Below are 26,341 nucleotides of genomic sequence, written 5' to 3' on the forward strand. Positions count from 1 at the left end.
GCAACCCTGGATGATCCGGGTTAGGCCTTCAGCGGCTCACCATTTGCGGGATCACGGCCCGACCGCCTCTTTCGCGGCATCGCCATTCGCCGCGGGCACGACCGTCGCCGCCCGCGCGGCCTCCGCCTTGGCCTGCGCGATCTGCTCCAGACGGGCGCGGTAACCGGTCACGGCGGCGGCGACCTCCGCCATCATCGCTTCCAGGGAACGGTTCGAATCCACCGCCCGCATCAGGTCGCGGGCGAGCGAGCGCACGCTCTCCACTTCCTCCAGCGCGGCGGCGCCCGATTCGGCCTGGAGGCGCAGCCGCTCGGCCATCATCTTCAGGGACTTGGCGACCGATTCCGCCGGCCCCGGCTCGCTCAGGTCGTCGAGGCGGCGGAGCAGGTCGTCGAGGAAGGCGGGGACGCGGGCCAGATGCTCCACCGCCATGCGCTCCGGCGGACGGGCGGTCAGGCCGGTGGCGGCGAACTCGATCAGAAAGGCGACCTGGACGCTGATGCGAAGCAGCTTCTGTTCGTTGACGAAGTGGTTGGCTTCGGCCATGAGCTGCCGGGCGTTGATGTGCGCCCAGCGGTTGGTGGCCTTCAGCCGCAGCGTGTTCGGCGCGTCGAGCAGCGGCACCTGGGCGCCTTCGCGCGGCGACTTGCGCCGGTCGGGGCCGGTGTAGTCGGCGGTCACCACGAATTTCTTGCGCGATTCGATCAGGGCGGCCAACCGCTCCTGCACCTGCTTGGGCGACACCGGCTTCACCAGCAGATCGTCGGCCCCGGCGTTGGTGACGCGCATGACCAGAAGCGGCGTCGGCTGCCACGTCGTGGCGACGATGCAGGCGTAGGGGTTGCGGGTGTCCGGCTCGTTGCGCAGGCGGCGGATGAGGCGCAGCGCCTCCGCCTCCTCCCCATCGATGTCCAGCAGGATCAGGTCGGGGGTGGCCGCCGCCGCCATGTCCGCCGCGTCTCGGACCGAGCCGTAGGTCTCCGCCCGCTTCATCCCCAACCGCCCCAGCACCTCGCGCAGGACGCGCTGGGTGTTCGACTGCGTGTCGATGATGGCGGCATCAACCAGGGAATAGTCGTATTCGGGCATGCGTCGGTTCCGCGGAAACCGGAGGTGGAAAGGCCACCCCCGGCCAGGACGTTAGCACAGGCGGAAAAAACCACCTATTGACCCGCATCAACGACCGGGCGATTCGACCTGCACGAACACCAGCGCGGTCCGCCCGTCCACCGGCATCGTCCGCCCGGCCAGTTGCATCCGCCCGTCGCCGGCCCCATCCGCCACGCGGGTGTCGAGCACGCAGCGCCAGCCGCGCGCGTCGGGCACCTCCGGCAGGGTGACGTTGACCGTGTCGGTGTGGGCGTTCAGCACGATCAGAAGCACCCCGTCGTCCTGCGGCGCCCCGTCCACCCCCGTGTAGCTTCCGGCATGGCCGTTCAGCAGCAGCATGATGCAGCGCGCGTGACTGTTGCGCCAATCCTCCGCCGACTTCTCCACCCCTTGCGGCGTGTACCAGACGATGTCCTTCAAACCGTCCGCGGAGGTGCGGCGGCCGTGCAGGAACACCGGGCGGCGCAGCACCGGATGCGCCTTGCGCAGCGCGATCAGCCGCTTGACGAAGGCCAGCATCGGCCCGCCCTCGCCCTTCAGCCGCGCCCAGTCGAGCCAGGAGGTCTCGTTGTCCTGGCAATAGGCGTTGTTGTTGCCCTTCTGGCTGTGGCCGATCTCGTCGCCGGCCAGCATCATCGGCGTGCCCTGGGACAGGAACAGGGTGGCCAGCAGGTTGCGCTTCTGCCTCGCGCGGGCCTCGCGGATCGCCGGGTCGTCGGTCTCCCCTTCCACCCCGTGGTTCCAGGAATGGTTGGCGGAATGGCCGTCGCGGTTGTCCTCGCCGTTGGCCCAATTGTGCTTGTCGTTGTAGGAGACGAGGTCGTGCAGGGTGAAGCCGTCATGCGCCGTGACGAAGTTCACCGACGACCAGGGCCGCCGCCCGCGCTTCTCGAACAGGTCCGACGAGCCGGCGATGCGCCCCGCCAGTTCCGGCAGCATGCCGTCGTCGCCGCGCCAGTAGCGGCGCACGGTGTCGCGGTAGCGGTCGTTCCACTCGGCCCAGCCCGGCGGGAAGTTGCCGACCTGATAGCCGCCGGGACCGACGTCCCACGGCTCGGCGATCAGCTTCACGTCGGCCAGCGCAGGGTCCTGCCGCACGGCATCGAGGAATCCCGAGCCGGGGTCGAACCCGTAGGGCTCCCGCGCCAGCACGGTGGCGAGGTCGAAGCGGAAGCCGTCGACATGCATCTCCGTCACCCAGTAGCGCAAGCTGTCCATGACCATCTGGAGCACGCGCGGGTGGCTGAGATTCAGGGTGTTTCCGGTGCCGGTGTCGTTGATGTAGAAGCGCGGGTTGTCGGGCAGAAGCCGGTAGTAGCTGAGGTTGTCGATGCCCTTGAAGGACAGGGTGGGGCCGAGATGGTTGCCCTCGCCCGTGTGGTTGTAGACCACGTCGAGGATAACCTCGATCCCCGCCTCGTGCAGGCGGGCGACCATGGTCTTGAACTCCGACAGCACGCCGGTGGTCATGTAGCGCGGCTCGGGCGCGAAGAAGCCGACGCTGTTGTAGCCCCAGTAGTTGCGCAACCCCTGCCCGACCAGATGCCGGTCGTCGGCGAAGGACTGCACCGGCAGGAACTCCACCGAGGTGATGCCCAGCGCCTTGAGATAGTCGATCACCGCGTGGGTGGACATGCCGGCGAAGGTGCCGCGCAGCGGGGCCGGCACCTCAGGGTGGCGCATGGTGAAGCCGCCGACATGCGTCTCGTAGATGACCGTGTCCGACCAGGGAACCGCCGGGTGCCGGTCGTGCCCCCAGGTGAAGGCGCGGTCGACCACCCGGCACTTCGGCATGCCGCGCGCGTTGTCGCGCCGGTCGAAGGACAAATCCTCGCGCGTCGAGCCGACGCGATAGCCGTAATGGGCGTCCGACCAGCGGAACGGCCCGAACAGCGCCTTGGCGTAGGGGTCGAGCAGCAGCTTGTTCGGGTTGAAGCGGTGTCCCGCCAGCGGCTCGTACGGCCCGTGGACGCGGTAGCCGTAGAGCAGGCCGGGCCGGGCGTCCGGCAGATAGCCGTGCCAGACCTCGTCGGTGTGCTCCGGCAGGACGACCCGCTCGACCTCGCGCTGGCCGGTCTGGTCGAACAGGCATAGCTCGACTTTCTCGGCGTGGGCGGAGAACAGGGCGAAATTGACCCCGAACCCGTCCCAATTGGCTCCCAGCGGATAGGGCTTGCCGGGCCAGACGGCGGTGCGCGTGGCGGTGGAGATGGACATCAGGGCAGACTCACCACGGGCACGGACATCGGGCGGAACCGCAAACGGCTTGCGTTGAGCGCAGCAGGTGACCTAGCCGAAGCGGATAGCCACCAGTTGCAATAAAGGAGCGGCACGCCGGTCGCGTCAAGTGCGGAACGCCGCTCTTCCCTCCTCCCTTTGATTGAAACGCCCGCTATCCTGCCTTCCGCTCCAGCACCAGCGTGCCCAGCGGCGGCAGCGTCAGGGTGATGGAATGCGGACGGCCATGCCACGCCGTCTCCTCGCTCGCCACGCCGCCGGCGTTGCCGACCCCGCTGCCGCCGTACTCCGGAGCGTCGGTGTTCAGCACCTCCTCGTACCGGCCCGGCAGGGTGACGCCGACGCGGTAGCCGTCGCGCGGCATCGGGGTGAAGTTGCAGACCACGACCACATGGTGCTCCGGGTCCTCCCCGCTCTTGCGCAGGAAGGCGAGGACGGAGTTGTCGCTGTCGTTGGCCTCGATCCATTCGAAGCCCGCCGGGTCGCAGTCGGTCTGGTGCAGCGGCTTCAGGCCGCGGTACATGCGGTTCAAGTCGCGCACCAGGGCGTGAAGCCCCTGGTGCAGCGGCTCCTCCAGCAGGTGCCAGTCCAGGCTGCGCGCCTCGCTCCACTCGCGCCACTGGCCGAACTCGCCGCCCATGAACAGCAGCTTCTTGCCGGGATGGGCGAACATGAAGCCGTAATAGGCGCGCAGGTTGGCGAATTTCTGCCAGTCGTCGCCCGGCATCTTGTTGATCAGCGAGCCCTTGCCGTGCACCACCTCGTCGTGGCTGAGCGGCAGGACGAAGTTTTCCGAGAACTGGTAGATCAGGCCGAAGGTGAGCTGGTGGTGGTGGTAGCGGCGATGGATGGGGTCCTTCGCCATATACTCCAGCGTGTCGTGCATCCAGCCCATGTTCCACTTGTAGCCGAAGCCCAGCCCGCCGAGATAGACGGGCCGCGACACCGCCGGCCAGGCCGTGGATTCCTCGGCCACCGTCATGATCCCCTGGTGATGGCCATAGGTCAGCTCGTTCATCCGCTTGAGGAAGGCGATGGATTCCAGGTTCTCGCGCCCGCCGAAGCGGTTGGGAATCCACTCGCCGGCCTTGCGGCTGTAGTCGAGGTAGAGCATGGAGGCCACGGCGTCGACCCGCAGCCCGTCCAACCGGTAATGCTCCAGCCAGAACAGCGCGTTGCCGAGCAGGAAGTTCTGCACCTCCGTCCGGCCGAAATTGTAGATCAGCGTGTTCCAGTCCTGGTGGTAGCCCTGGCGCGGATCGGCGTGCTCGTAGAGGTGCGTGCCGTCGAACCAGCCCAGCCCGTGCGGGTCGGTCGGGAAATGGCCGGGCACCCAGTCGAGCAGCAGCCCGATCCCCGCCGCGTGGCAGGCGTCCACGAAATACTTGAAGTCCTCCGGCGTGCCGTGGCGGCTGGTCGGCGCGTACATGCCGATCGGCTGGTAACCCCAGGAGCCGTCGAAGGGATGCTCGGTGATCGGCAGCAACTCGATGTGGGTGAAGCCCAGATCCTTCACATAGGGCACCAGCCGGTCGGCCAGTTCGCGGTAGGTGAGGAAACGGTCACCCTCCTCCGGCACCCGCGCCCAGGAGCCGAGATGGACCTCGTAGATGGAAATCGGCGCGGTCAGGTCGGCGCTGGCGGAGCGGGTGCGCTGCCACTCGGCGTCCTGCCAGTCGTAGGATGGCAGGCCGTGCACGACGGAGGCGGTCTGGGGGCGGAACTCGGCCTGGAAGGCGTAGGGGTCGGACTTCAGGGGCAGCAGGTCGCCGCCGGCCCCCTTGATCTCGAACTTGTAGCGCTGGCCGACGGTGGCGTGGGGCACGAAGATCTCCCACACGCCGGCTTCCATCCGCTTGCGCATCGGCAAGCGCCGCCCGTCCCAGTCGCAGAAATCGCCGACGACGCTGACCCGCCGGGCGTTGGGCGCCCAGACGGCGAAGGCGACGCCGGCCACACCGTCGATCTCCCGCGGGTGGGCGCCCAGCCGCTCGAAGCTCTTGAGATGCGTGCCCTCGGCCAGCAGATGGATGTCCAACTCGCCCAGGACGGACCAGAAGCGGTAGGCGTCCTCGAACTCCACCGTCGCCAGCGGGAACTGGACGCGCAGACGGTAGCGGAAACGCTCCTTGCGGTCGGGCAGCACCGCGACGAAGAAGCCCTCGTCGTGGACCTTGTCGGCTTCGCCCGCCGGGTCGCCCGACGCGCTGTCGACCACCCAAAGCTTTTCCGCGCCGGGGATGAAGGCGCGGACCTCGACGGGCTGGTCCTTGCCGGTCTGGTGCATGCCCAGGATCGCGAAGGGATCGCCGTGGTCGGCGCGGACGATGGCCTCGATGCCGCCGCTCAACGGCGACACGGCCTTCGGCGACGCTTCCTGCGCCTTGGCACGGTTTCCCGTTCGGATGTCGTTCGGCATCGGCTGACTTTCCCCTTACCCTTGCTCGTTCTTGGGGTGTGAACATAGCGCCGGGGCGTTTGTCACACCACGCCCGCGGCGTCCTATGTCCCGTTTCGGGTTTCGCCTCAGGACTCGCCGTCCAGAAGCCCCAGCACGCCCTTCACCGGAATGCCGATCCAGTTGGGCCGGTTGGCCGCCTCGTAGGCGATCTCGTAGAGCGCCTTCTCCATCAGGAACAGCGCCAGCAGGCGGCGGTCGGCGGCGGTTCCGTCCGGCACGTCCGGGCAGGCCCCCATGGCGGCGCGGTAGGCCTCCAGGAAGCTCTGCATGCTGCGCCGCTCCCAATCGAGCGCCGCCTCCATCACAGCACCGGCCTCCTCCAGCGCGCCCGTCTCGTCGATCCGGAACAGCGCCGCCCAACTGGCGTAGTTGAAGGAGCGCAGCATCCCCGCCACGTCGCGCAGCGGGCTGTGCTTGGCCCGGCGCTCCTCCAGCGATTTCGCCGGCTCGCCTTCGAAGTCGATGATGTACCAATCGTTCTGGGCGCGCAGCACCTGCCCCAGATGATAATCGCCGTGGATGCGGGTCTTGTCGCCCTGCGGCGGGGTGTCGGCCAGCTCGGCCAGCCGGTTCATCACGTCGGTGCGGCGGGCCAGCAGAGATTCCGCCTGCTCGCGCACGGCGGGGGCCAGGCGGTCGAGGGCGCCGGGCAGCGCGGCGAAGGCGGCCTCGGCCTGACGGCGGGCGGCCTCGCCCCAACCTTTCAGGTCGTCGGCGGTGACCGGTTCCGGATCGAAGGCCGGGTCGCCGGTCCGCTTCGCCAGCGCGCAGTGAAGTTCCGCCGTGCGCTGGCCGAGCGTCGCCATCATGGCGCCGTGCATGCCGAAGGGTTCGCCCTCGGTCGGCTCCTCCGGGTCGTGGGCGAGGCCGAGACGGATGTCGTCCAGCTCGCGCACCAGCGAATCGACGGTGCTGCTCCAGCCGTCGCCCTGGTTGCGGACGAAGCCCTGGAGGACGACCAGCGCGGTGGGCGTGCCGTCTTCCGCCACATGTTCGACGGAGCCGAGCAATGGCGGCGTGTTCTGGAAACCCGCCACCTCGGTCAGGAAGCGTCCGACCTCCAGTTCCGGATGGGCGCCGGGGGTCAGGCGGCGGAACGCCTTCAGCACGGCCTGGCTGCCGACCAGAATGGAGCTGTTGCTCTGCTCCACGCCGAGGCGGCGGATCTCGGTGTCGTCGTCCACCGCGAGGTCGGCCATGCGGGCTGTGGGGGAGAAGCGCAGACGCCCGCTCGACGCCGGAACCTCCCGCCCCTCGCGCAGGGCGGCCAGCAGGCTGCGGGTGAAGGCGTCGGCCTGCATGGCGTCGTAGATGGCGCCGGTGCGCGGGCCGCGCCGGGCTTTGGCCAGCGTGTAGGGCAGCAGCGGCCAGCCGGTGTTGCCGGCGTTCTCCTCCCAGCTCATGGCGAGCGGCAGGAAGTAGGACTGCGGCTTGGCGCCGGTCAGGGACACGTCGGCCCGCACCATCATGAAGCCGTCGCCCGGCCCGTCGAGCCGCGCGAACATCGGGATGTGCGCGCTCTCGATCCGGCGGTCCTTGGCGGCGAACCAGCGCTGCTGAGGCAGGTAGGCCTGCAAGATGTCGCGCGCCAGCTCCTCTCCGGCACGGCCGCTGATCAGGCTTTGCCAGCCGTCGCGCACGACGATGGTCAGCAGGTCGGGCACCGGTTCCGGCATCGTTTCGTGCCAGGACGGCAGCGCCGCCTCGGCGGCCAGGGCGAACCAGTAGAAGCCGTAGGCGGGGATGGTCAGGAGATAGGGCAGATCGCCGACCGGCGGGAAGACCGTCCGGCCCAGCATCTCCACCGGCACGCGGCCGCGGAACTGTTTGAGGTCCAGCTCCACCGCCTGGGCGGAACGGGACAGGTTGGCCACGCAGAGGATGACCTCGTCGCCCTCCTCCGTCGAATGGCAGCGCAGATAGGCCAGAACCTTGCGGTTGCCCGGATAGAGGAGCTGGAAACGGCCGCGCCCGAAGGCCTTGTGCTGCTGGCGGACGGCGATCAGCCGCTTCATCCAGTTCAGGAGAGACGACGGGCTGCGCTGCTGCGCCTCGACGTTGATGGCCTGGAAGCCGTAGATCGGGTCCTGGATCGCCGGCAGATACAGCCGCGCCGGGTCGGCGCGGGAGAAGCCGCCGTTGCGGTCGGGCGACCACTGCATCGGTGTGCGCACGCCATCGCGGTCGCCGAGATAGATGTTGTCGCCCATGCCGATCTCGTCGCCGTAATAGAGCACCGGGGTGCCCGGCATGGAGAGCAGCAGGCTCTTCAGCAGCTCGATCTTGCGGCGGTCGTTCTGGAGCAGCGGGGCGAGGCGCCGCCGGATGCCCAGGTTGATCCGCATCCGCCGGTCGGCGGCGTAGAAGTCCCAGAGATAGTCCCGCTCCCGGTCGGTCACCATCTCCAGCGTCAGCTCGTCATGGTTGCGCAGGAAGATGGCCCACTGGCACTCGTCCGGGATGTCCGGGGTCTGGCGCATGATGTCGGCGATGGGGTGCCGGTCCTCCATGGCGACGGCCATGTAGATGCGCGGCATCAGCGGGAAGTGGAAGGCCATGTGGCATTCGTCCCCGCCCTTCTCCAGGTCGCCGAAATAGGGCAGCACGTCCTCCGGCCACTGGTTCGCCTCGGCCAGCAGCATGCGGTCGCCGTAGCCCTTGTCGATCTCCGTGCGGATGGCCTTCAGGACGTCGTGGGTTTCCGGCAGGTTCTCGTTGTTGGTGCCCTCGCGCTCCTTCAGGTAGGGCACGGCGTCGAGCCGCAGCCCGTCCACCCCCATGTCCAGCCAGAAGCGCATGACGTTCAGCACCTCCTGAAGGACCTTCGGGTTGTCGAAGTTCAGGTCGGGCTGGTGCGAGTAGAAGCGGTGCCAGAAATAGGCCTGCGCCTCGGAATCCCAGGTCCAGTTGGACTTTTCCGTGTCGCAGAAGATGATGCGGGTGCCCTGGTACTTCTGGTCGGTGTCGGACCAGACGTAGAAGTTCCGGTGGTTCGATCCCGGCTTGGCCTGACGGGCGCGCTGGAACCACGGGTGCTGGTCGGAGGTGTGGTTGATGACCAGTTCCGTGATGACGCGCAGGCCGCGGTCGTGGCATTCGCGCAGGAACCGCTTGAAGTCCTGGAGATTGCCGTAGGACGGGTTGACCGCCTTGTAATCGGCGATGTCGTAGCCGTCGTCGCGCAGCGGCGAGGGGTAGAAGGGCAACAGCCACAGCGTGGTGACGCCAAGCTCCTGGATGTAGTCGAGCTTCTGCGTCAGGCCGGCGATGTCGCCGATGCCATCGTTGTCGGCGTCGAAAAACGCCTTAACGTGAAGCTGATAGATGACCGCGTCCTTGTACCAGAGCGTGTCGTTCCGATCGATCCGGCCATTGTCCGAGTTCTTCATACCGCCGCCGTCGCTCCGCTGGTCTGGTGGAGCGGGGCCGCCGGACGGGCGGGGAATCCCACGCCCATCCGGAAGCCGCGCCACATCATAAACCAGTGAGAGTTGGGTCCGTTCCACGGCAAAGGCAACGTTGGACGTGAAACCTGCGATGGCGGACCACCATCGCCGGCGGTGCCGGCCTCAGGCGGTGACCCGCTTCCGCTTGGTGCCCTGGGTCATGCTGCGGTAGACGTCCTGATCCTCTTCGATGAAATGGGCGATCAGGCGATGTTCGACCCAGTTGGTCAGTTCGTTGGGCGTGCAGAACACGACCCCGTACGGCCCCTCGAACCGCAGGGCAAGCAGTTCTTCGGTGATCTGACGGTGCAGCCGCTTGTGCTGCTCGACGGCGCCGCTCTTGGCGTCGATCCAGAACTGCTCCTCGGCGGAGAAATGCTCCTCCGTGTACTTCACGAGGGCGGCAAAGGCGTTCTGGATGATCTTGTAGCCCTGCCCCGCCGCGACCGCCATGTGCAGCAGCCCGGCCAATTCCAGAAGGGTCCGGTGCTGCTCGTCGATGGACTCGTTTCCGACCGTGTATTCGGACTTCCACGGGAAGCGGGCGGATGGCTGCATGGGGGCCTGCCGACGAACGGATGTGCTGGAGGTGTGGGGGACGCCGCAAGATAGCATCCGGAACCGCCCGCCGGGGTCGGACAACTTGCCGCAAATCGAGTCCTCGTCCGACGCGACAACACGATTTTCAACAAATTATTTCAAATACTCTGGATCACGCCCTTGCGGGCTTCGTCATGTAGGTCATGCCGCCGCCGTAGGAGGCGAGCTTGGCCGCCAGCCCGGCTCCACCATCATGTGGCCCGCCATCGTGCGGCAGGAACCCCTGTGCGTCCCAGAAGGTCCGAGCGCCTGGGGTGGAGGTCAGGGCCAGCCAGCGGAAGCCCTGCCGCGCCGCCAACGCGTCCATGCGCTCCAGCGCCGCCACACCCAACCCCAGACCCCGCGCCTCGGGCAGCAGGGCGACGTCGTGCAGATAGAGGCAATCCGGCGCTTCCGGCAGCGCGCCGAGTGGCGAATCGAGTGGCGGCGGAACGCCCAACCGCCCCGGATGCATAACGATGTAACCGATGCCGATCCCGCCCGCCTCGGCCATGGCGCAGCCCTCCGGATAAAGGGCCAGACGCTCGGCAAAAACGGCGCGGTCTTCCGGGTAGGCAGGGTGCACGACCTCGGCGATGGCCATGACACGGTCCAAGTCCGCCGGCTTCATGGCGCGCCATCCCGCGTTCATCCGCATTCTCCCATCCTCCCCGCCCTTTCCAGCCTTCCAGCCCACCATCCGGGCGCGCTATGGTGACCGTTCGCACACCAGCCGACCGGAGGACCACCCATGACCGACACCGCCGCGGCGATCCTGCTGCCCAAGGTGCGGACCATCGCCCACGAAGCGGGTCAGGTGATCCTGCGCTTCTACAACGACGGCATCGACGCCGCCACAAAGGTTGACGGCAGCCCGGTCACCCAGGCCGATCTGGCCGCCGAGCATGTCATCACCCCGGCCCTGCACCACATCGCCCCCGGCATTCCGGTGGTGGCCGAGGAGGCCGTGGCCGCCGGGAACCGGCCGGACATTTCCGGCGGGCGGTTCTGGCTGGTCGACCCGCTCGACGGCACCAAGGAGTTCATCAACCGCAACGGCGAGTTCACCGTCAACATCGCCCTCATCGACGGTGGACGCCCGGTGCTGGGCGTCGTCTACGCGCCGGCCACCGGCGACCTCTACGCCGCCTGCGGACCGGGCACCGCCGTCCATTGGGTGGAAGGCCGCCACGACTACCCCATCCAGGTCCGCAAGCCGCCCCCCGACGGCCTGACCGTGGTCGCCAGCCGCTCCCACGGCAGCGGGGGCGAGCTGGAGGGCTTCCTCGCCGGCTACACCGTGAAGAACCGGGTGACCTGCGGCAGCTCCCTCAAGTTCTGCACGGTGGCTTCCGGCAAGGCCGACCTCTACCCCCGCTTCGGCCCGACCAGCGAATGGGACACCGCCGCCGGCCACGCCATCCTCGCCGCCGCCGGCGGCCGGGTGGAGCAGCCCGACGGCTCGCCCTTCCTCTACGGCAAGGCCGACATCGTGAACCCCCATTTCGTTGCGTATGGATGGTAATGACGCTGTGTGACGCGGCCGTCGCGGTTCTGACCACCGCGGCGCCGCTGGAGAAGGTGCGCCTGACGCGGGACCACGCCGCGGCGTGGCGCGACGGACGCATCACCGAGTTCGGTTCGCTGGTCCCGCCGGAGCGCCCCGCCCGTCCGGAGCGGCCGCTCCTGATGCTGCCCCGCGACATGCCCAAGCGCGGGCGCGGCGGCAGCGCGCAGAACCGCGTCGCCCTGCTGCACGCGCTGGCCCACATCGAGCTGAACGCCATCGACCTCGCCTGGGACATCGTGTGCCGCTTCGTCGGCGAGGGAATGCCCAAGAGCTTCACCGACGACTGGGTGCAGGTCGCCGACGACGAGGCCCGGCATTTCCAGATGCTGGAGGAGCGGCTGAACCAGCTCGGTTCCGGCTATGGCGAGTTGCCGGCCCATGACGGGCTGTGGCAGGCGGCGACCACCACCGCCCACGACCTCGCCGCCCGGCTGGCCGTGGTGCCGATGGTGCTGGAGGCGCGCGGGCTCGACGTGACCCCGGAGACCGTCCGCCGCTTGCGCGAGTTCGGCGACGCGGAGAGCGCCGCCCTGCTCCAGACCATCCACGACGAGGAAATCACCCACGTCGCCGCAGGGCGCCGCTGGTTCGGCCATCTCTGCGCCAAGCGCGGCGTGGACCCGGTGGAGACGTGGCAGGATCTGGTGAAGCGGTATTTCCGTGGCGGCCTGAAGAAGCCCTTCAACGTGACCAGCCGGCAGGCCGCCGACTTCGGCCCGGAATTCTACGAGCCGATCGCGGAGTGACGCCCACACCTTCCGCTCCCCTCTCCCGCCCCGGGAGAGGGAGGGGCCCACGCGTGAGCGTGGGGGGGTGAGGGTACCGCCAAGGATCGGCGCCTTGATCCTCGCTCGACCCTCACCCGCCCGCTTCGCGGGCACCCTCTCCCGGGACGGGAGAGGGGAACACTTTTTACCCCCGCAACAGCTTCGGGTTGGCGATGCCCAGCCGGGCCTGGACGATTTCCTCCAGGCATTCCATCAGCACGTCCTGGCCGTCGTGGTCGAAGTCGCCCGCGGCGATCTCGATGCACAGCCGGTGCTGCAGGGCCTCCACCCGTTGACGCAGGTCGGCGCCGGACAGGCTGTCGTCGGCGTCCTCGCCATAGAGCAGGGCCAGCGCCGCCAGCATGGAGTGGCCGGCCTCGTCCGCGCCGGCGAGTTCGCGCTGCACGATGCCGAGCGCGTTGGCGATCATCAGCGCCGTGTAGCGCTGGGCCGGCGGGATGTGGGGAAGCAGGTCCGTCCGGAAGGTTTCCGCGGTGATGCCCAGCAGTTCCTGGGCGTTCGGGCTGGCGCGCATCAGGCAACCCTCTCTTCGTCGGCATCGCCGGGCGGTTCGGCACCCACCGCCGCCGGGGCGGAGGTCGTCATCCCCAGCCCGTGGATGTGGCGCAAAAGGTCCCACTCGATCTCCGGCAGCATTCTCCCGGTCAGCGCCAGTTCCAGCGAAGGCTCCTCACCCGAGGTGTGGCGGCGGCCCTGGAGGACCGCGATGGCCGCCCAGCGCATGTAGGCGGCGGTTTCCCAATAGGCGACCGCCTGCGGGTCCACCCGGCGGCCGGAGGTCTCCTCGTAACCGGCGTAGAAGTCCTCCCGGCCGGCAAGCCCGCCCGCCTCGCGGTCGTGGCGCCCAAACCGCCAGGAGCGGGCGCAGAACCAGCCGAGATCCTCCATGGGATCGCTGAAGCCCGCGAACTCCCAATCCAGGATGGCGGTCAGCCCGCCGTCCTTCACCAGATAATTTCCGGTGCGGTAGTCGCGGTGGCACAGCACCAGATCGCCCGGCGGCGGCGCGTGGATTTCCAGCCAGCGCAAGCCCCAGGCCAGCACGGCGTCCCTCAGCGCCAGATCGCCCAGCCAGTCGCGGTAGGCGTGGACGCAGTCGAGCGCTGGCGACGAGGCCGGGACCGGCAGGTCCTCCAGCCCCGGCGTGTCCGGCCCGGCTTGGTGCAGGCGGCCCAACTGCCGGCCAAGCTCGCGGGCGAGGCCGCGCTGCGGCTGGTCGGCCTTCACCACCTTGTGTCCGGCCCCGATGCCCTCGGCGCGGCGCATGATGTAGAAGTCGGCACCCAGCACCGCCGGGTCGCCGCAGGCGGCGATGGGCTCCGGCGCCGCCACCCCGGCGCCGAAAGCGGCGCGCAGCACGGCGAACTCCTGCGCCTTGGAAATGCTGGCCTTCATGCCGGACACGGCCGCGCCGCCGCCGGGCTGGGCACGCAGCACGCACGCGTGCCGACCGGCCTTCGGCCCGCCGTCGATGTCCAGCGTCACCGCGAGGTTGAGCGAGATGGCTCCCCCGCCCAGGGTGCCTTCGTCGGCCACCGACACGCGCGTTGCGCCGGTCGCCCCGGCCAGCCACGATTCCAGTCGCGGCCGGCTTTCACCGTCGATCAGTGCGCCCATTCCATCACCCCCAGGCCCAGAAGCCGTCGCCCTCGTCCATGTAGAATCGCGCCAGGACCATCTTGTGGACCTCCGACGCCCCGTCCACCAGCCGGGCCTGCCGGGCGTAGCGGTACATCCACTCCAGCGCCGTGTCCTTCGAATAGCCCCTGGCCCCACAGAGCTGAATGGCCGTGTCCACCGCCTTGTGCAGCGTGTCGGCGACATGGACCTTGGCCATCGACACCTCCTTGCGGGCGAAGTCGCCGCGGTCGAGTTGCCACGCCGCCTTCATGACCAGAAGCCGCCCGATCTCGATCTGCATGGCGACGTCGCCCATCATCCACTGCACGCCCTCGTGCCCGGCCAGCGTGGTGCCGAAGCTCTCGCGCTCGCGGACATAGGCGGCGGCGATCTCCATGGCCCGCTTGGACAGGCCGGTCCAGCGCATGCAATGGGTCAGCCGCGCCGGGCCGAGGCGGATCTGCGTGGCCTTGAGCCCGTCGCCGACCTTCATCAGGACGTTCTCGTCGGCGACCTCCAGCCCGTCGAAGCGCAGCTCGCAATGGCCGCCATGCTCCTCCGGCCCCATGATCGGGATGCGGCGGACGATCTCCCAGCCGGGCTGGTCCTTGTCGAACAGGAAGGCGGTCAGCCCCTTGCGCTTGTCATCGGAGGTGCGGGCGATCAGGATGAAATGCTGCGCCTCCCCCGCTCCGGTGATGAACCATTTGCGGCCGGAGATCACCCAGCGGTCACCCCGCCGCTCCGCTTTGGTCTTCATCATCGAGGGATCGGAGCCGCCGCCGGGATGCGGCTCGGTCATCGCGAAGGCGGAGCGGACCTTGCCGTCGACGATGGGCTGGAGCCAGCGCTCCTTCTGCCCCTCGGTCGCCACCTTGTTGAGAAGCTGCATGTTGCCGTCGTCGGGGGCCGCGCAGTTGAAGCAGACCGGCCCGAAGATGGAGCGGTTCATCTCCTCGTAGGCGGCGGCCATGCCGACGATGCCCAGCCCCTGCCCGCCGCGCGCCGTCGGCATCTGCGGCGCCCACAGCCCGGCGGCCTTCACCTCTCCGCGCAGGCGCTCCAGCAGGGCGGGCGCGATGTTCTCGTGCTCGTCGTAGGAGGCCGGGTCCGCTTCCAGCGGCAGGATCCGCTCCTCCACGAAGGCGCGCACGCGGCGGCGGAACTCCTCGATCGGCGGGGGCAGGCTGAAATCCATCGGTTCGGGTCCTCTCCGTCGTTTTTTCTTGATTACAAGGTGCTGACCAAGTGCCCGCCGTCCACCGGCACCACCGCTCCGGTCATGTAGGCCGACGCGTCGGAGCAGAGCAGCAGCAGCGGCCCGTCGAGGTCCGCCAGCCGCCCCAGCCGCCGCTGCGGCACGCGCCGGATCAGCGCCTGCCCGGCGTCGGTCGCCAGGAAGTCTCGGTTCAGGTCGGTCTCCATGTAACCGGGGGCCAGCGCGTTGACGCGGATGCCGTAACGCGCCCATTCCAGGGCCAGCGCCTGGGTCATCTGCACCAGCCCGGCCTTCGACGCGGTGTAGGCCACGACATGGCCGGCCACCCGCAGCCCGAGGATGGAGGCGATGTTGACGATCGACCCGCCCCGCCCCTGCTCCTTCATCACGCGCGCCGTCTCCTGCGCGGTGAGGAAGGCGCCTTTCAGGTTGGTGTCGATGACGCGGTCCCACTCCTCCTCCGCGTAATCCAGCGCGGGCTTGGCGACGGTGGCCCCGGCGTTGTTGACGAGGATGTCCAGCCCGCCGAGCGCGCCCGCCGCCTCGCGGACACCGGTGCGGACGGAGGCGGCGTCGGTGACGTCCAGCGGCACGGCGATGGCCTGCCCGCCCGCCGCTTCGATCTCCGCGACGGCGGCGTCCAGGCTCTCGCGCCGCCGCGCGGCCAGAGCGACGCGGGCGCCCGCCGCGGCGAGCACCCCCGCGAAGTGACGGCCCAGGCCGGCGGAGGCCCCGGTGACCAGGGCGGTGCGGTTGGTGAGGGAGAGGGTCATGGGGGTCCTGAGTTTGTGAAGGTGGGGTTCATGCGTCGGGCCCCCTCCCTAAACCCTCCTCCGCTTCGCAGGGGAGGGAACGGCTCCTCCCCCTGCGAAAGCGGGGGGAGGTTGGGAGGGGGGCTCCGATGCGACCACGCCCCTCTCACAACCCCCTCGCCTGCTCGCGCAGCACGAACTTCTGGATCTTCCCGGTCGAGGTCTTCGGCAGCGCCCCGAACACCACCGTCCGGGGCGCCTTGAAATGGGCGAGATGGTCGCGACACCAGCCGATCACCTCGGCCTCCGTGACCCGCCCTTCCGATCCCGGCTTCAGCGTGACGAAAGCACAAGGCGTCTCGCCCCATTTCGCATCGGGACGGGCGACGACGGCGGCCTCCATGACGTGGGGGTGCTTGTAGAGAACCTCCTCGACCTCCAGCGAGGCGATGTTCTCGCCGCCGGAGATGATGATGTCCTTGGCGCGGTCCTTGATCTCGACGTAGCGGTCGGGGTGCAGCACGGCGAGGTCGCCGGTGTGAAGCCAGCCGCCGCGCAGCGCCTCGTCGGTCGCCGCCGGGTTCTTCAGGTAGCCCTTCATCACCGTGTTGCCGCGCAGCGCCAGCTCGCCCAGCGTCTCGCCGTCGGCGGGCACCTCGCGGCCGGTGTCGGGGTCGAGCACGGCCTGCTCGGACATGGTGACGTTGGGCACGCCCTGGCGGGCCATCTTCACCGCCCGCTCCTCCAGCGGCAGCTCCGCCCAGCTCTCCTGCCACGCGCAGCCGGTCGAGGGGCCGTAGCATTCCGTCATGCCGTAGAGGTGGGTCAGGCGGAAGCCCATCCGCTCCATGCCCGCAATCACCGCGCTGGGCGGCGCCGCCCCGCCCGTCGCCACCTGCACCGGTCCGTGGTCGAAGCCGCGCTTCACCGCGTCCGGCGCGTGGATCAGCATGGTCAGCACGACCGGCGCGCCGCAGAGATGGGTGACCTTCTCCTCGGCGATCAGGCGGAAGATCGCCGCCGGATCGACGGCGCGCAGGCAGACATGGGTCGCCCCGACCGCCGTCACCGCCCAGGGGTAGGTCCAGCCGTTGCAGTGGAACATGGGCAGCGTCCACAGATAGACGCTGTCGGGCCGCAGCCCGAAGGTGATGACGTTGCCGAGCGCGTTCAGATGGGCGCCGCGGTGATGGTACAGCACACCCTTGGGGTTGCCGGTGGTGCCGGAGGTGTAGTTGAGCGCAATGGACTCCCACTCGTCCTCGGGCGTGCGCCAGGGGGCCTCGGGGTCGCCCGTCTTCAGGAAGTCCTCATACTCCAGACCGCCCACCGGATCGGCGTCCTGCGCCGCCGGGTCGTCGATCCACACCACGCGCGGCGGGGCCGCCATGCGCTCCAGCGCGGCGCGGGCCACCGCGGACAAGCCGCGGTCCACCAGGAACAGCCGGCTTTCGGCGTGCTCCAGGATGAAGGCGACGGCGGGCGGGTCGAGCCGCGTGTTGATGGCGTTCAGCACCGCCCCGGCGCCGGGAATGCCGAAATGCGCCTCCAGCATCGCCGGGGTGTTGAAGGCCAGGACCGACACCACCTCCCCCGGCCGGACGCCGGCCCCGGCCACCGCGGAGGCCAGCGCGCGGGCGCGGTGTTCGACCTCCGACCAGCTCCGCCGCAAGGGGCCGTAGACCACGGCGATCTTGTCCGGATAGACCATCGCGGAGCGGCGCAGGAAGTCCAGCGGCGTCAGCGGCACGTGGTTGGCCGTGCGCCTGGACAGCTCTGCGGACGGAGTGGTGGCGTCCACGCTCGTCTCCTTCCCTGTTCTGCAGCCCTCGATTAAGGGCCGGCGCCTCATGTCGAGCGCCTTGCTGACGATGGTAGTCACGAACCATTGGGCAGAACAAGTTTCACCTTTGGTCGGTCCGTTCCCCTCTGCCCGCAAGAACGTGGCAGGGACGGGCGAGCGCGTTACCGCCTCTGGCGCCGCGGTTGCAGGCCGTCCGCCCGCTACACTGTCCGGCATCGAGCCGTATGGGGGCGACCATGACGACGGTGCGGATCGCGTTCGACAAGGAACTGGTGCTGTCCGGGCATTTCCTGCTGAAGCATCTGGAGAAGCCGGAATTGCAACGCCTCGCCGCCAGCGCCCGGCTGGCCTACTTCCGGCCCGGCGCGGTCATCTTCCAGAAGGGCGACCCCGGCGACAGCATGATGGCGGTCATCCGCGGGCGGGTGAAGATCTGCTCCCACTCCACCGACGGCAAGGAACTGGTGCTGAACATCATCAACAAGGGAGGCCTGTTCGGGGAAATCGCCCTGCTCGACGGGGAGCCGCGGACCGCCGACGCCGTGGCGCTGGAGGAAACCGACCTGCTGGTGCTTGACCGCTCGAAGTTCGTGCCGCTGCTCAACGAGCGCCCGGCGGTGGCGCTCCAGCTCATCACCGTGCTGTGCAAGCGCCTGCGCCAGACCAGCGAGCATCTGGAGGACACGCTGTTCCTGGAGGCGTCGTCCCGCTTCGCCCGCGCGCTGATGCGGCTGGCCGACGTGTTCGGCAAGCCGACACCGGGCGGGCTGAAGCTGGACATCAAGCTGTCGCAGCAGCAGCTCGGCTGCTTGGTCGGCGTGTCGCGGGAAAGCATCAACAAACTGCTGGGCGAATGGCAGCGCAACGGCGTGATCGCCGTGGAGTCCGGGCGCATCACTCTGCTCGACCGCGACGCGCTGGAAGAGATTGCCGAGGCGAACGGGTGAGCTGTCGGGCTGCCCCCTCAATTTAACTCCCGCAGCACCCGCAAGCCGTTGTTCAGGTACCGCACGTCCGGATCGTAGAACAGCCGCGCCGTGTCGGTGATGTCGGTCAGGTTGCCCCGCCAGGACCCGCCGCGCAGCACGCGCTCCCGGCAGTTGGCCGAGGTCCAGACGCTGCCGTCCGTCGGAGCACCGCTGTAGTCCGCGTGCCAGCAGTCGGCGACCCACTCCGCCACCCCGCCGTTCATGTCGTGCAGCCCGAAGGGATTCGGCTTGTAGCTACCGACCGAGGCCGGGGTGAGCCGCTCCTGCGCACCGCCGCAGTCCTTGCAATTGGCGAGCGTCCCGGTCTGCCCGTCCCACCAGTAGCGGCCGGTCGTGCCACCGCGCGCCGCGTATTCCCACTCCGCCTCGGAAGGCAGGCGATAGCGCTGGCCGGTCTTCTGGCTCAGCCACTTCACGTAGGCTTGGGCCTCCAGCCAGGAGATGTTGTGGATCGGGGTGCTGTCGGTGGGCTTGGTCATGCGCGGCATGCCGTCGGTGCAGCCGCCGTCCTCCACGCAGGCACGCCATTCGGCCACCGTCACCTCGTAGGCGCCGAGCGCGAAGGCTTTGGCAATGGTCACCTTGTGCACCGGACGCTCGGAGCGGTCGCCCTGGTCGCTGCCCATGGTGAAGCTGCCGGGTGCGATGCGCACCATCACCGGGCAATCCTTGCAATCCTGGAAGCTGGCCAACCGGCTGTGGTTGCGCACCGCGCTGTTCCCGCTGGCGTTCGGGGGCGCCGCGGCCACCTGCTCCGGCGCGGGCGCGGGCTGAGGGGGCGCCGGCTGAGGGGGCGCCGGTGGAGGTGGTGCCGCCGCTTCGACGACCGGGGGCGGGACCGGTGATGAGGGCGGGGCCTGAGGCGCCGGCGGTTGAGGCGCCACTGCAATCTCCGGCGGCTTGGCGGCGGGGGTGAGCGCGCCCAGCTTCTCCCGCGCCGGCTTGGCGTAGGTTCCGTTTCCGAACAGCCGCAGGAAGGCCTCGAAGTCGGCGGGCTCGCTGCTGCCCTTGACCATCTGCCACAGCGATTCCTCCAGCGCCGGGGTCGCCGGGGCGGCGCCCGGCGGGGCGATCTCCAGCGTCACCATGCCGGTGGCCTTCCCGCCCTTGCTGTCCTCCACCTGATAGGCAAAGGCCCCGGCAGCACCCGCCCGCTCCTGCTCCGGGTCGAAGGTCAGACGGGTCAACCCCTCGGCCGGCAGCCGGTCTCCGGGACGGATCAGCGTGGCGCCGTCCCGCACCTTGCCGCGGTCGGGAACGGCGGTGACGGTGATGGTCAGCGGGTCGCCGTCGGGGTCCACCGGCGCCTCGATGGCTAAGCGGTTCGGCAGGGCGCGGACGGTGCGCGCCCCGGCGACGATCGGCGGGCGGTTGCTGGGCTTGATGGTGATCGCCACCCCGCCCCGCGCCACGCCGCCCCGCCCGTCCATGATCGCGAAGTCGAAGCGCCCGGCGTCTCCCACCATCGTCGCGTCCGGCTTGAAGCTGGTGGCGGCGAGTTGCTCCACGGTCAGGTAGTCGCCGATCAGGACGATGCGGTCGCCGATGCGCACGCCGCCGCCGCGCGGCAGGCCGGATATCTGGGCGAAGAGCTGGTCGTCGTCCGGATCGGTCGGACGCCCGATGCGCAACGGCTCGGCGTCGGCGCGGTCGGACAGCTCCAGCGGGCGGATCTCGCCGAGCACCGGCGGGCGGTTGGGCGGGCGCGGGTTGAAGTAGAAGGGCGCCGCCCCCAGCGAGCCGAAGATGTAGGGCTCCTGCCGCCCGTTGGTCGCCTGCCGCACGGTGTCGCGGACGTTCCGGAAGAACAGGCTCAGCTCCAGCCCCGGAGTCTGGAGGTGCTGAAGCAGCGCGTCGGTGTAGGGGCTGTGGTCGCCCTGCCCGTCCTCCGCCAACTGGTCGGCGCGGGTGGCCATGGCGACCAGCGTGTCGCTGGGCGTGTCGTCGACGCGGGCGAAGCCGTAATTGACCTGAATTCGGTTCTGCCCGGCCTGCTTCAACCGGTCCACGAAGGGGTTGTTGCGGCAGGAATCGAGCATCAGGATGCCCAGCTTGCGCGCCTGGGACAGTTCGCCCAGCATGAGGTTCAGCGGCATCGCCTCGTAGACGAGGTCGCGCTCGCGCTCCAGCTTGGCGTCCGCTGGAACGATGTAGTTGTTGCCGCCCGCCTGGATGCCGTGCCCGGCGTAGAAGATCACCGCCACGTCGGCCTGCGAGGCGCGGATTCCGAAGTCGCGCAACGCCCGCTCGAAGCCGCGGTTGTCCATGTCGAACTTCTCGTCCACCTCGAACTGCAGCTTGCGCAGGACCTCGGCGATGGCCTTGGCGTCGTTGACCGGATTCTGGAGTTCGGGGGCGAATTCGTACTTGCCGATGCCGACGACCAGCGCGATGCGCTTCTCCGGGGATTGTGAGGATTGGGGCGGCGGAGCCTGGGGCGAAGAGGATTGGGCGCCCGCGTCCGCTGCCCAGCCCAGAAGGCCCAACAACAGCAGGACGAGGCCGAGGGACAAAAGGCCTCCACCCGAACAGCGCTGCGTCAAGGGTCCGTCGAACATCGGCCGGCTCCATGGTGGGAAGGCAGTTGCGCACCCCATACCCGGCACCCATCGGCATAAAGTTGCCGATTAACCAATGTTAATATTTCGATTCCTGCACACCAAGCGTTCATTCAGCCTAATCCCGAATACGGCGAGCGTGGAGGATCACTCCCCGGCCTCCGCCGCGGGCCGAACCCCTTCCTCCTCCCGATCGAGGACCAGCCAAGCGCGGACCGCCTTGCGCTTGCCTTTCAGCGCCATCTCGCCCACTGGCAAGCCCACCACCTTGTCCTGCACCGCCGTCCAGGTCGGTTCCCCGATCACGATCCGGCAGTGGGGGGAAGAGCGCATGCCCACCGTCTTGCCCAGCGCTTCCAGGCGGGCGGCGGTGTTGGCGGTGTCGCCCAGCAGCGAATACTCCATGTGCCGCAACCCGCCCAGGCTGCCCGCGACCAGCGGTCCGGTGTGAATGCCGATGCGGATGCCGATGGCCGGCAGCCCTTCCGCCTGCCAGCGGCGGTTCAACTCCTGAAGCTCCCGCCCCATCTGGATGGCGCAGCGCACAGCGCGCTCGGCGTCGGCGTCGATCTCGGCCTGGGTCGTGCGAGCCACGGGTGCGCCGAAGACCGCCAGAATGGCGTCGCCGATGAAACGCAGCACGATCCCCTCATGCGCCGCCACCACCCGCACCATGGCATCGAGATAGCCCTCCAGCCACAGGATCAGCGGCTCCGGCTCCAGCGCCTCGCAGACCGTGGTGAAACCCTCGATGTCGGAGAAGAAGACGGTGGCGGTCAGTTCCTGAGGGCGGGGGCGCCCGCCGGCCAGGAAGGTCGCGCGCTCCCGCCAGATCTCGTCGGCGACGGGCTGGGAGACGTGGTTGGCGAACAACTGCATCAGGCTGCGGCGGTCGGTGCGCTCCTTCAGCGACAGATGCGCGGTCATCGCGGCGATGCCGCCCAGCCACGCGGCCGAGGGCGCCATCGTCGCCACCAGCGGCCCGCCCAGGGCGAACAGCGCCAGCGCCGCCGCCCACAGCGCCAGCAGCCCGAGCAGGCTGGCCGGCACCAGAAGCCACACCGGCCAGCCGACGACCGCCAGCGCCACCCCCGCGGCGCTCAGCGCCAGCACCAGCGCCACGATCCAGCCGGAGGGCAGGTCGCGGCTGGTCCGCCCGTCGAGGATCTGGGCGAGCGCGTGGGCCTGGATCTCCACCCCCGGCGTGGACAGGCCGGCGACCGACAGCGGCGTGCGGTGCTGGTCCACCCCGACCAGGACGGTGCCGACCACGGCGATCCGCCCGGCCAGCCAGCCGCGCGGCAGCATCCCCACCATGTCCGCCGGATAGGTCGGGAAGGGCGGCGTGTCCAGAGACGGGCGAGCGTGCCAGTCGATGCGGAAGGGCTCCGCCCCCGCCGGCCCTCCCGCCGCCGTCCCTCCGGCAAGCTGGGCCAGCCGCGCCGGAAAGCTGGGCAGCCCGTCCGGCCCGCGCGGCACATGCCAGCGCACCGTGCCGTCGAGCCGGTCCTTGGCGAGGTTGGCGTGGCCGTGCGGAATGCCGTCGAGGAACCGCCCGAGATAGCGGCGTTGCTCCTCGGTCAGCGGCGTGTCGCCGAGCGCCGTGATGGCGACCACCGGCACCCGGGCCCGCTGAATGCGCTGGCGCAGCCGCTCGTCGAGCGCGGGCAACGTCGGCTGGTCGAACAGAATGTCCAACCCGATGGCCCGCACCCCCGCCGCCTCCAGCGTCCCCACCAGGTCGGCGAGGAAGCCGCGGTCCACCGGCGACCGGCAGGCCAGCGTGGCGAACAGGTCCTCGCCCAGCGTGACCAGCACGATGCCGGTATGCTGCGGGGCGGACGGCGTGAAATAGGCGATGGCGAGGTCGCGGAAGCTCTCGTCGGCGGAGCGCAGCGGCGGCACCAGACGGGTCAGCCCCAGCGCCGCCGCCGACACGCCGACCACCGCGGCCAATCCCACAAGCCCTTTGGCCAGCCACGGGGCTTTCGCCCACCCCGACCGGTCCCCCGATGTCCCCAACGGCGGCGCCCTCACTCCACGCGCAGGATCACCTGCGCCATCACCAGTTCGGTCTGCTTCAGCGAGTTCAGGGTCCGCTCCAGCCGGGCCGCCGCCTCGTCGGACAGGGGCCGGAAGGCGTCCTGCCGCCCCGGCAGGTCCGCGCCCAGATCGCGCCCGGCGGCGAAGCAGCGCACCTCCTGGTCGGCGGACAGGCTCCCCGACCGTTCCGCCGCGCGCAGCGGCACCGGCATGCGGTCGCCGGCCAGCGTCAGGGTGCGGTGCCCCTCCACCAGCGAGGTGGCCGACGGCCCCGGCGGGTAGATCGGCGTCAACTGGCCGCGCGTGTTGCGCAGGTAGCAGTAGAGATGCGCGTCGCGGTTCGTCTGGAGCACCAGGGTCACCGTCTCTCCGGACCGGTAGGTCGGGTAGAGGCCGCGGTCGGTGGCGAGATAGAGGTTAAGCGGCGCCATGCTGTCCCGCACCGGGTCCAGCAGAAGCGCCGCCTGGGTGGCGCAGCCGGCACCGGCCAGCCGGATGGCCAGCTCCGCGCCTTGCCCCTCGGCACTGACCAAACGCAACGTCATGCTGTGGCGCACCCGCCCATCCGGCCCGGCGACGGAGACAGCGGTGCCGTCCGTCATTGAAAGCTCGCGCGGCCAGGGCACCGTCGCCCCCTTGTCCCAGCGCAGCGTGGCGGTGGCTCCGCGGTTTTCGTCACGCAGGGTGGCCGGGATCAGGGCCGGGTCGGCGGGCTTGCGCAGCAGCACCGTGCCGCCGGACTTCACGCACTGCATTCCGGCGCGGCCCGGGTCGAGGAAGAAGACCTGCTCCTCCCCCTTCTGCATCGGGGTGCCGACCGCGCGGGCGGCGCCGAGGTCGGTCTGGAAGAAGCGCTCCCCGCCGACGAGGCTGCCGACGCTGCTCCAGCCCGAGCCGTCGGGCATGCGGTCCAGCGGCCCGTCGAACGGTCCCTTCACCCGCAGCATGCGCCCGTTGGCGAACAGGAACATGGCGTTGGCGCCATCCGGCACATTGACCGCGGCGCCGTCGGGGACCAGTTGCCCCTGGGCGTAGCCGGGGGCGGTGGAGGCGACGACCACTGCCTGCTCCGCCCCCGCGCGGCCGGCCATGAATCCGACCGCCCCGAAAGCGGCCAGACTGAGGGCCGCCGCGACGAGTCCGCTCAGGGTCCTGTGCGCCATGCTGGCCTCCACCGGCGGGGATCGCGGAATCATTGGCGTTTCCCGAACGCCTGTCCAGGCGGCGAAGGGGGAATAGCGGGGCTGTGGACCCGGCCCAAAGAAGGGCTGGCGCCGTGAACGGACGGGCATGGTCGGACCTCCGAAATGATGCGCGCCGGCCAAAGCGCCGGCCCGTCGAGGCTAGACGGCGGAGGGTGGCGTCCGCTGTGAGACGCAGCACAAAGTTGCGCAGGAGTTGGGCATCCTCCGACGTACTGGATGTGGCGGGCGCCACAGCGCGGCCCGGTCCACCCCCCTAGAGTGCCGGGCAGGACCGGCGCCCCGTTGGTCCGTCCCAGCGCCCGAGGAGACCGACCATGACCGCCCGCCGCCCCAAAGCCGACGTTGCCGTCGGTTTCGACGACCGCTTCGCCCGCCATGGAATCCTGGAGGTCGCCTATCTGCGGTCGGTGGAGATCGACGGCCTGCCCGCCTATGCCGTGTACGCCGCGAACGGCACCTGCCTGTGGCTGGACACCGACCGCGCGTCGGCGGGAGCGACGCTTCAGGAGCATGGGATGGAGCTGGTCAGCGTGCATTGAGAGCGGAAGCGGTGGGGGCATTGCCCCCACCCTCCCCGCTTCGCGGGTCCTCTCCCTCCCCCGCTGCGCAGGGGAGGGATTTTTCGTGTGGGCAACGCCAATTCCCTCCCCTGCGAAACGGGGGAGGGTCAGGGAGGGGGCAACGCACTCAACTCATTCCTTCGGGCTCAACAAGCACGACGTCCGGTTCCGCGTCACGATGGCCAGGCTGTTCTCCGGCTCACCCGCCCGGCGGAAGCGCAACGAATTCAACTGGCTGGCGACGCTGAGCGACAGGACGTTCAGATCGGTCTCGTCGATGATCTTCTCGCCGTCCTGCCAGCACTGGATGCGCACGCGGCCCTTGGGAACCCCGACGTCGATGCCGCCGGGCTGCACCCCCGCGTCGCTGCTCCTCTTGCGGACCACCGTCGCGTCGGCGGCACCACCGACGAGGGGGAGCGCCGCGATCGCCGCCATGAGAAGGAGTTTTCGGACCATGGCGCGCCCTCCCTTCCGTCTCGATCACTGGATGGGCCGGAACTCGACGCGCCGGTTGCGGCTGTCGGTCGGGTCGGGGGTCAGCGGCTGGCTCTTGCCGAGGCCAGCGATGGCGATGCGCTGCGGCTCGATGTGATGGACGCGCACCAGATACTCGCCCACCGACACGGCCCGACGTTCGGAAAGGGCGAGGTTGTACTGCTCGCTTCCCACGGCGTCGGTGTGCCCTTCGATGACGAGGCGGAGCTGCGGGTCCTGCGACATCAGCCCGCCGACCGCGTCGACGTAGGAATAGAACTCCTTCGGGACGTCGGCGGAGTTGAAGGCGAAGTTGATGCGGAAGCCGAAGCCGTTGGTCGGGCGGGTCTCCGCCGGGGTTTCCGGCGCGGAGAGGGTGGCCGGCTGCACGCCGCCGGCGCGACGCGGGGCGGTCGGCGGCGGGGCGACCGGCGGGGCCGCGGCCTCCTGAACGGGCGCGCGCTTGGGCTTGGGCTGGGGCGCCGGTTCCGGCTGGGCCACGGGGGCGGTCGGCGGGCTGTAGCTCTGTTGCGGGGTCGCCTGCTGCTGAGCGGGCGCGCCGTAGTTCACGCTGTCGGTCGGGCGCGGGCGGTTGGCGCTGTTCATGCCGCCGCCGATGATCTCGATGCTGCGGGTGCGGATCTTCGGCTGCTCGGTGCCATCGGTCGGCGCCGGGCCGGGCTTCACGGCCTCGCGCAGCTCGTCCACGGTCGGCGGACGCTCGAACATCATGACCCGGTTGCCGCCGGAGCCCTCGACGGTCTGCGCCCGCGCGGGAACCGCCATGCAGGCCAAGGCGATCATGGGCAGGGCCAGCACGGGAAGCGCCACACCGCTCAGCAGTCGGGCGCTGGTCTTGGAGGTCGGTCGCGGCATCGGTGGTCTCCCATGATTCGGCGCGATGATTCGGCGTGGTGTTCTG

The 26,341-nt window shown here is 69.6% G+C and carries 20 protein-coding genes; 4 read left to right on the top strand and 16 right to left on the bottom strand.

Annotation, left to right across the window (positions count from 1 at the left end; translation table 11 throughout):
* Window positions 1-51: 51 nt before the first annotated feature.
* The 6 genes from H0B54_RS04625 to H0B54_RS04650 all read right to left on the bottom strand — a co-directional run bounded on the left by H0B54_RS04625 (window position 52) and on the right by H0B54_RS04650 (window position 10,486).
* Window positions 52-1,089, bottom strand: a complete 1,038-nt coding sequence (locus H0B54_RS04625) for a response regulator (protein WP_188259403.1) — start codon at window positions 1,087-1,089, stop codon at window positions 52-54.
* A gap of 87 nt (window positions 1,090-1,176) precedes the next feature.
* Complete coding sequence (gene glgX / locus H0B54_RS04630; protein ID WP_188259404.1) at window positions 1,177-3,327, bottom strand: glycogen debranching protein GlgX; 2,151 nt, start codon at window positions 3,325-3,327, stop codon at window positions 1,177-1,179.
* A gap of 175 nt (window positions 3,328-3,502) precedes the next feature.
* On the bottom strand, window positions 3,503-5,767 hold the full coding sequence (glgB, locus tag H0B54_RS04635; RefSeq protein WP_188259405.1) for a 1,4-alpha-glucan branching protein GlgB: 2,265 nt from the start codon (window positions 5,765-5,767) through the stop codon (window positions 3,503-3,505).
* 107 nt (window positions 5,768-5,874) lie between these two features.
* Complete coding sequence (gene treS, locus H0B54_RS04640) at window positions 5,875-9,198, bottom strand: maltose alpha-D-glucosyltransferase (RefSeq protein WP_188259406.1); 3,324 nt, start codon at window positions 9,196-9,198, stop codon at window positions 5,875-5,877.
* 180 nt (window positions 9,199-9,378) lie between these two features.
* Complete coding sequence (locus H0B54_RS04645) at window positions 9,379-9,813, bottom strand: bacteriohemerythrin (protein ID WP_188259407.1); 435 nt, start codon at window positions 9,811-9,813, stop codon at window positions 9,379-9,381.
* Between the two features lie 154 nt (window positions 9,814-9,967).
* A complete protein-coding gene (locus tag H0B54_RS04650) occupies window positions 9,968-10,486 on the bottom strand; it encodes a GNAT family N-acetyltransferase (protein WP_188259408.1) in 519 nt (172 codons plus the stop codon).
* Window positions 10,487-10,585: 99 nt separating this feature from the next.
* Here H0B54_RS04650 and cysQ point away from each other — a divergent pair, with 99 nt between their 5' ends.
* Together cysQ and H0B54_RS04660 are read left to right on the top strand one after the other, a co-directional pair.
* Complete coding sequence (gene cysQ / locus H0B54_RS04655) at window positions 10,586-11,359, top strand: 3'(2'),5'-bisphosphate nucleotidase CysQ (RefSeq protein ID WP_188259409.1); 774 nt, start codon at window positions 10,586-10,588, stop codon at window positions 11,357-11,359.
* Window positions 11,353-12,150: a ferritin-like domain-containing protein gene (locus H0B54_RS04660; RefSeq protein ID WP_188259410.1), complete on the top strand. Its 798-nt coding sequence runs from the start codon at window positions 11,353-11,355 to the stop codon at window positions 12,148-12,150. Before cysQ ends, H0B54_RS04660 begins: the two co-directional genes overlap by 7 nt.
* 166 nt (window positions 12,151-12,316) lie before the next feature.
* On the opposite strand, the gene H0B54_RS04665 is transcribed toward H0B54_RS04660, so the two are convergent.
* From H0B54_RS04665 to H0B54_RS04685, 5 genes are all read right to left on the bottom strand, one after another.
* On the bottom strand, window positions 12,317-12,706 hold the full coding sequence (locus tag H0B54_RS04665; RefSeq protein WP_188259411.1) for a DUF6285 domain-containing protein: 390 nt from the start codon (window positions 12,704-12,706) through the stop codon (window positions 12,317-12,319).
* The gene (locus H0B54_RS04670) at window positions 12,706-13,809 is read right to left on the bottom strand and encodes a phosphotransferase family protein (protein WP_188259412.1); all 1,104 of its coding nucleotides are present in this window, start codon (window positions 13,807-13,809) and stop codon (window positions 12,706-12,708) included. Before H0B54_RS04670 ends, H0B54_RS04665 begins: the two co-directional genes overlap by 1 nt.
* Window positions 13,810-13,813: 4 nt before the next feature.
* Window positions 13,814-15,010 (bottom strand): acyl-CoA dehydrogenase family protein, encoded by a 1,197-nt coding sequence (locus tag H0B54_RS04675; protein ID WP_188259413.1) that lies wholly within the window; start codon window positions 15,008-15,010, stop codon window positions 13,814-13,816.
* A 32-nt stretch (window positions 15,011-15,042) separates the two neighbouring features.
* Complete coding sequence (locus H0B54_RS04680) at window positions 15,043-15,804, bottom strand: SDR family NAD(P)-dependent oxidoreductase (protein ID WP_188259414.1); 762 nt, start codon at window positions 15,802-15,804, stop codon at window positions 15,043-15,045.
* Window positions 15,805-15,949: 145 nt separating this feature from the next.
* Entirely contained in the window at window positions 15,950-17,584 is a 1,635-nt protein-coding gene (locus H0B54_RS04685) for an AMP-binding protein (RefSeq protein ID WP_188259415.1), read from the bottom strand.
* A 239-nt stretch (window positions 17,585-17,823) separates the two neighbouring features.
* Here H0B54_RS04685 and H0B54_RS04690 point away from each other — a divergent pair, with 239 nt between their 5' ends.
* On the top strand, window positions 17,824-18,534 hold the full coding sequence (locus H0B54_RS04690; protein WP_172428347.1) for a Crp/Fnr family transcriptional regulator: 711 nt from the start codon (window positions 17,824-17,826) through the stop codon (window positions 18,532-18,534).
* A gap of 17 nt (window positions 18,535-18,551) precedes the next feature.
* On the opposite strand, the gene H0B54_RS04695 is transcribed toward H0B54_RS04690, so the two are convergent.
* The 3 genes from H0B54_RS04695 to H0B54_RS04705 form a co-directional block, all read right to left on the bottom strand.
* Window positions 18,552-21,134, bottom strand: a complete 2,583-nt coding sequence (locus H0B54_RS04695) for an SUMF1/EgtB/PvdO family nonheme iron enzyme (RefSeq protein ID WP_188259416.1) — start codon at window positions 21,132-21,134, stop codon at window positions 18,552-18,554.
* 147 nt (window positions 21,135-21,281) lie between these two features.
* A complete protein-coding gene (locus tag H0B54_RS04700) occupies window positions 21,282-23,081 on the bottom strand; it encodes a CHASE2 domain-containing protein (protein WP_343068901.1) in 1,800 nt (599 codons plus the stop codon).
* Window positions 23,082-23,167: 86 nt separating this feature from the next.
* Window positions 23,168-24,340, bottom strand: a complete 1,173-nt coding sequence (locus tag H0B54_RS04705; protein ID WP_188259418.1) for a DUF4384 domain-containing protein — start codon at window positions 24,338-24,340, stop codon at window positions 23,168-23,170.
* Window positions 24,341-24,696: 356 nt separating this feature from the next.
* On the opposite strand from H0B54_RS04705, the gene H0B54_RS04710 reads away from it, so the two are divergent.
* Window positions 24,697-24,921: a DUF1150 family protein gene (locus tag H0B54_RS04710; RefSeq protein WP_188259419.1), complete on the top strand. Its 225-nt coding sequence runs from the start codon at window positions 24,697-24,699 to the stop codon at window positions 24,919-24,921.
* Between the two features lie 153 nt (window positions 24,922-25,074).
* Here H0B54_RS04710 and H0B54_RS04715 read toward each other — a convergent pair whose 3' ends face one another.
* Together H0B54_RS04715 and H0B54_RS04720 are read right to left on the bottom strand one after the other, a co-directional pair.
* The gene (locus H0B54_RS04715; RefSeq protein WP_094302319.1) at window positions 25,075-25,401 is read right to left on the bottom strand and encodes a hypothetical protein; all 327 of its coding nucleotides are present in this window, start codon (window positions 25,399-25,401) and stop codon (window positions 25,075-25,077) included.
* Between the two features lie 24 nt (window positions 25,402-25,425).
* On the bottom strand, window positions 25,426-26,295 hold the full coding sequence (locus H0B54_RS04720; RefSeq protein WP_094302320.1) for an OmpA family protein: 870 nt from the start codon (window positions 26,293-26,295) through the stop codon (window positions 25,426-25,428).
* Window positions 26,296-26,341 lie beyond the last annotated feature (46 nt).

This window comes from Azospirillum tabaci (assembly GCF_014596085.1).
Classification (GTDB): domain Bacteria; phylum Pseudomonadota; class Alphaproteobacteria; order Azospirillales; family Azospirillaceae; genus Azospirillum; species Azospirillum tabaci.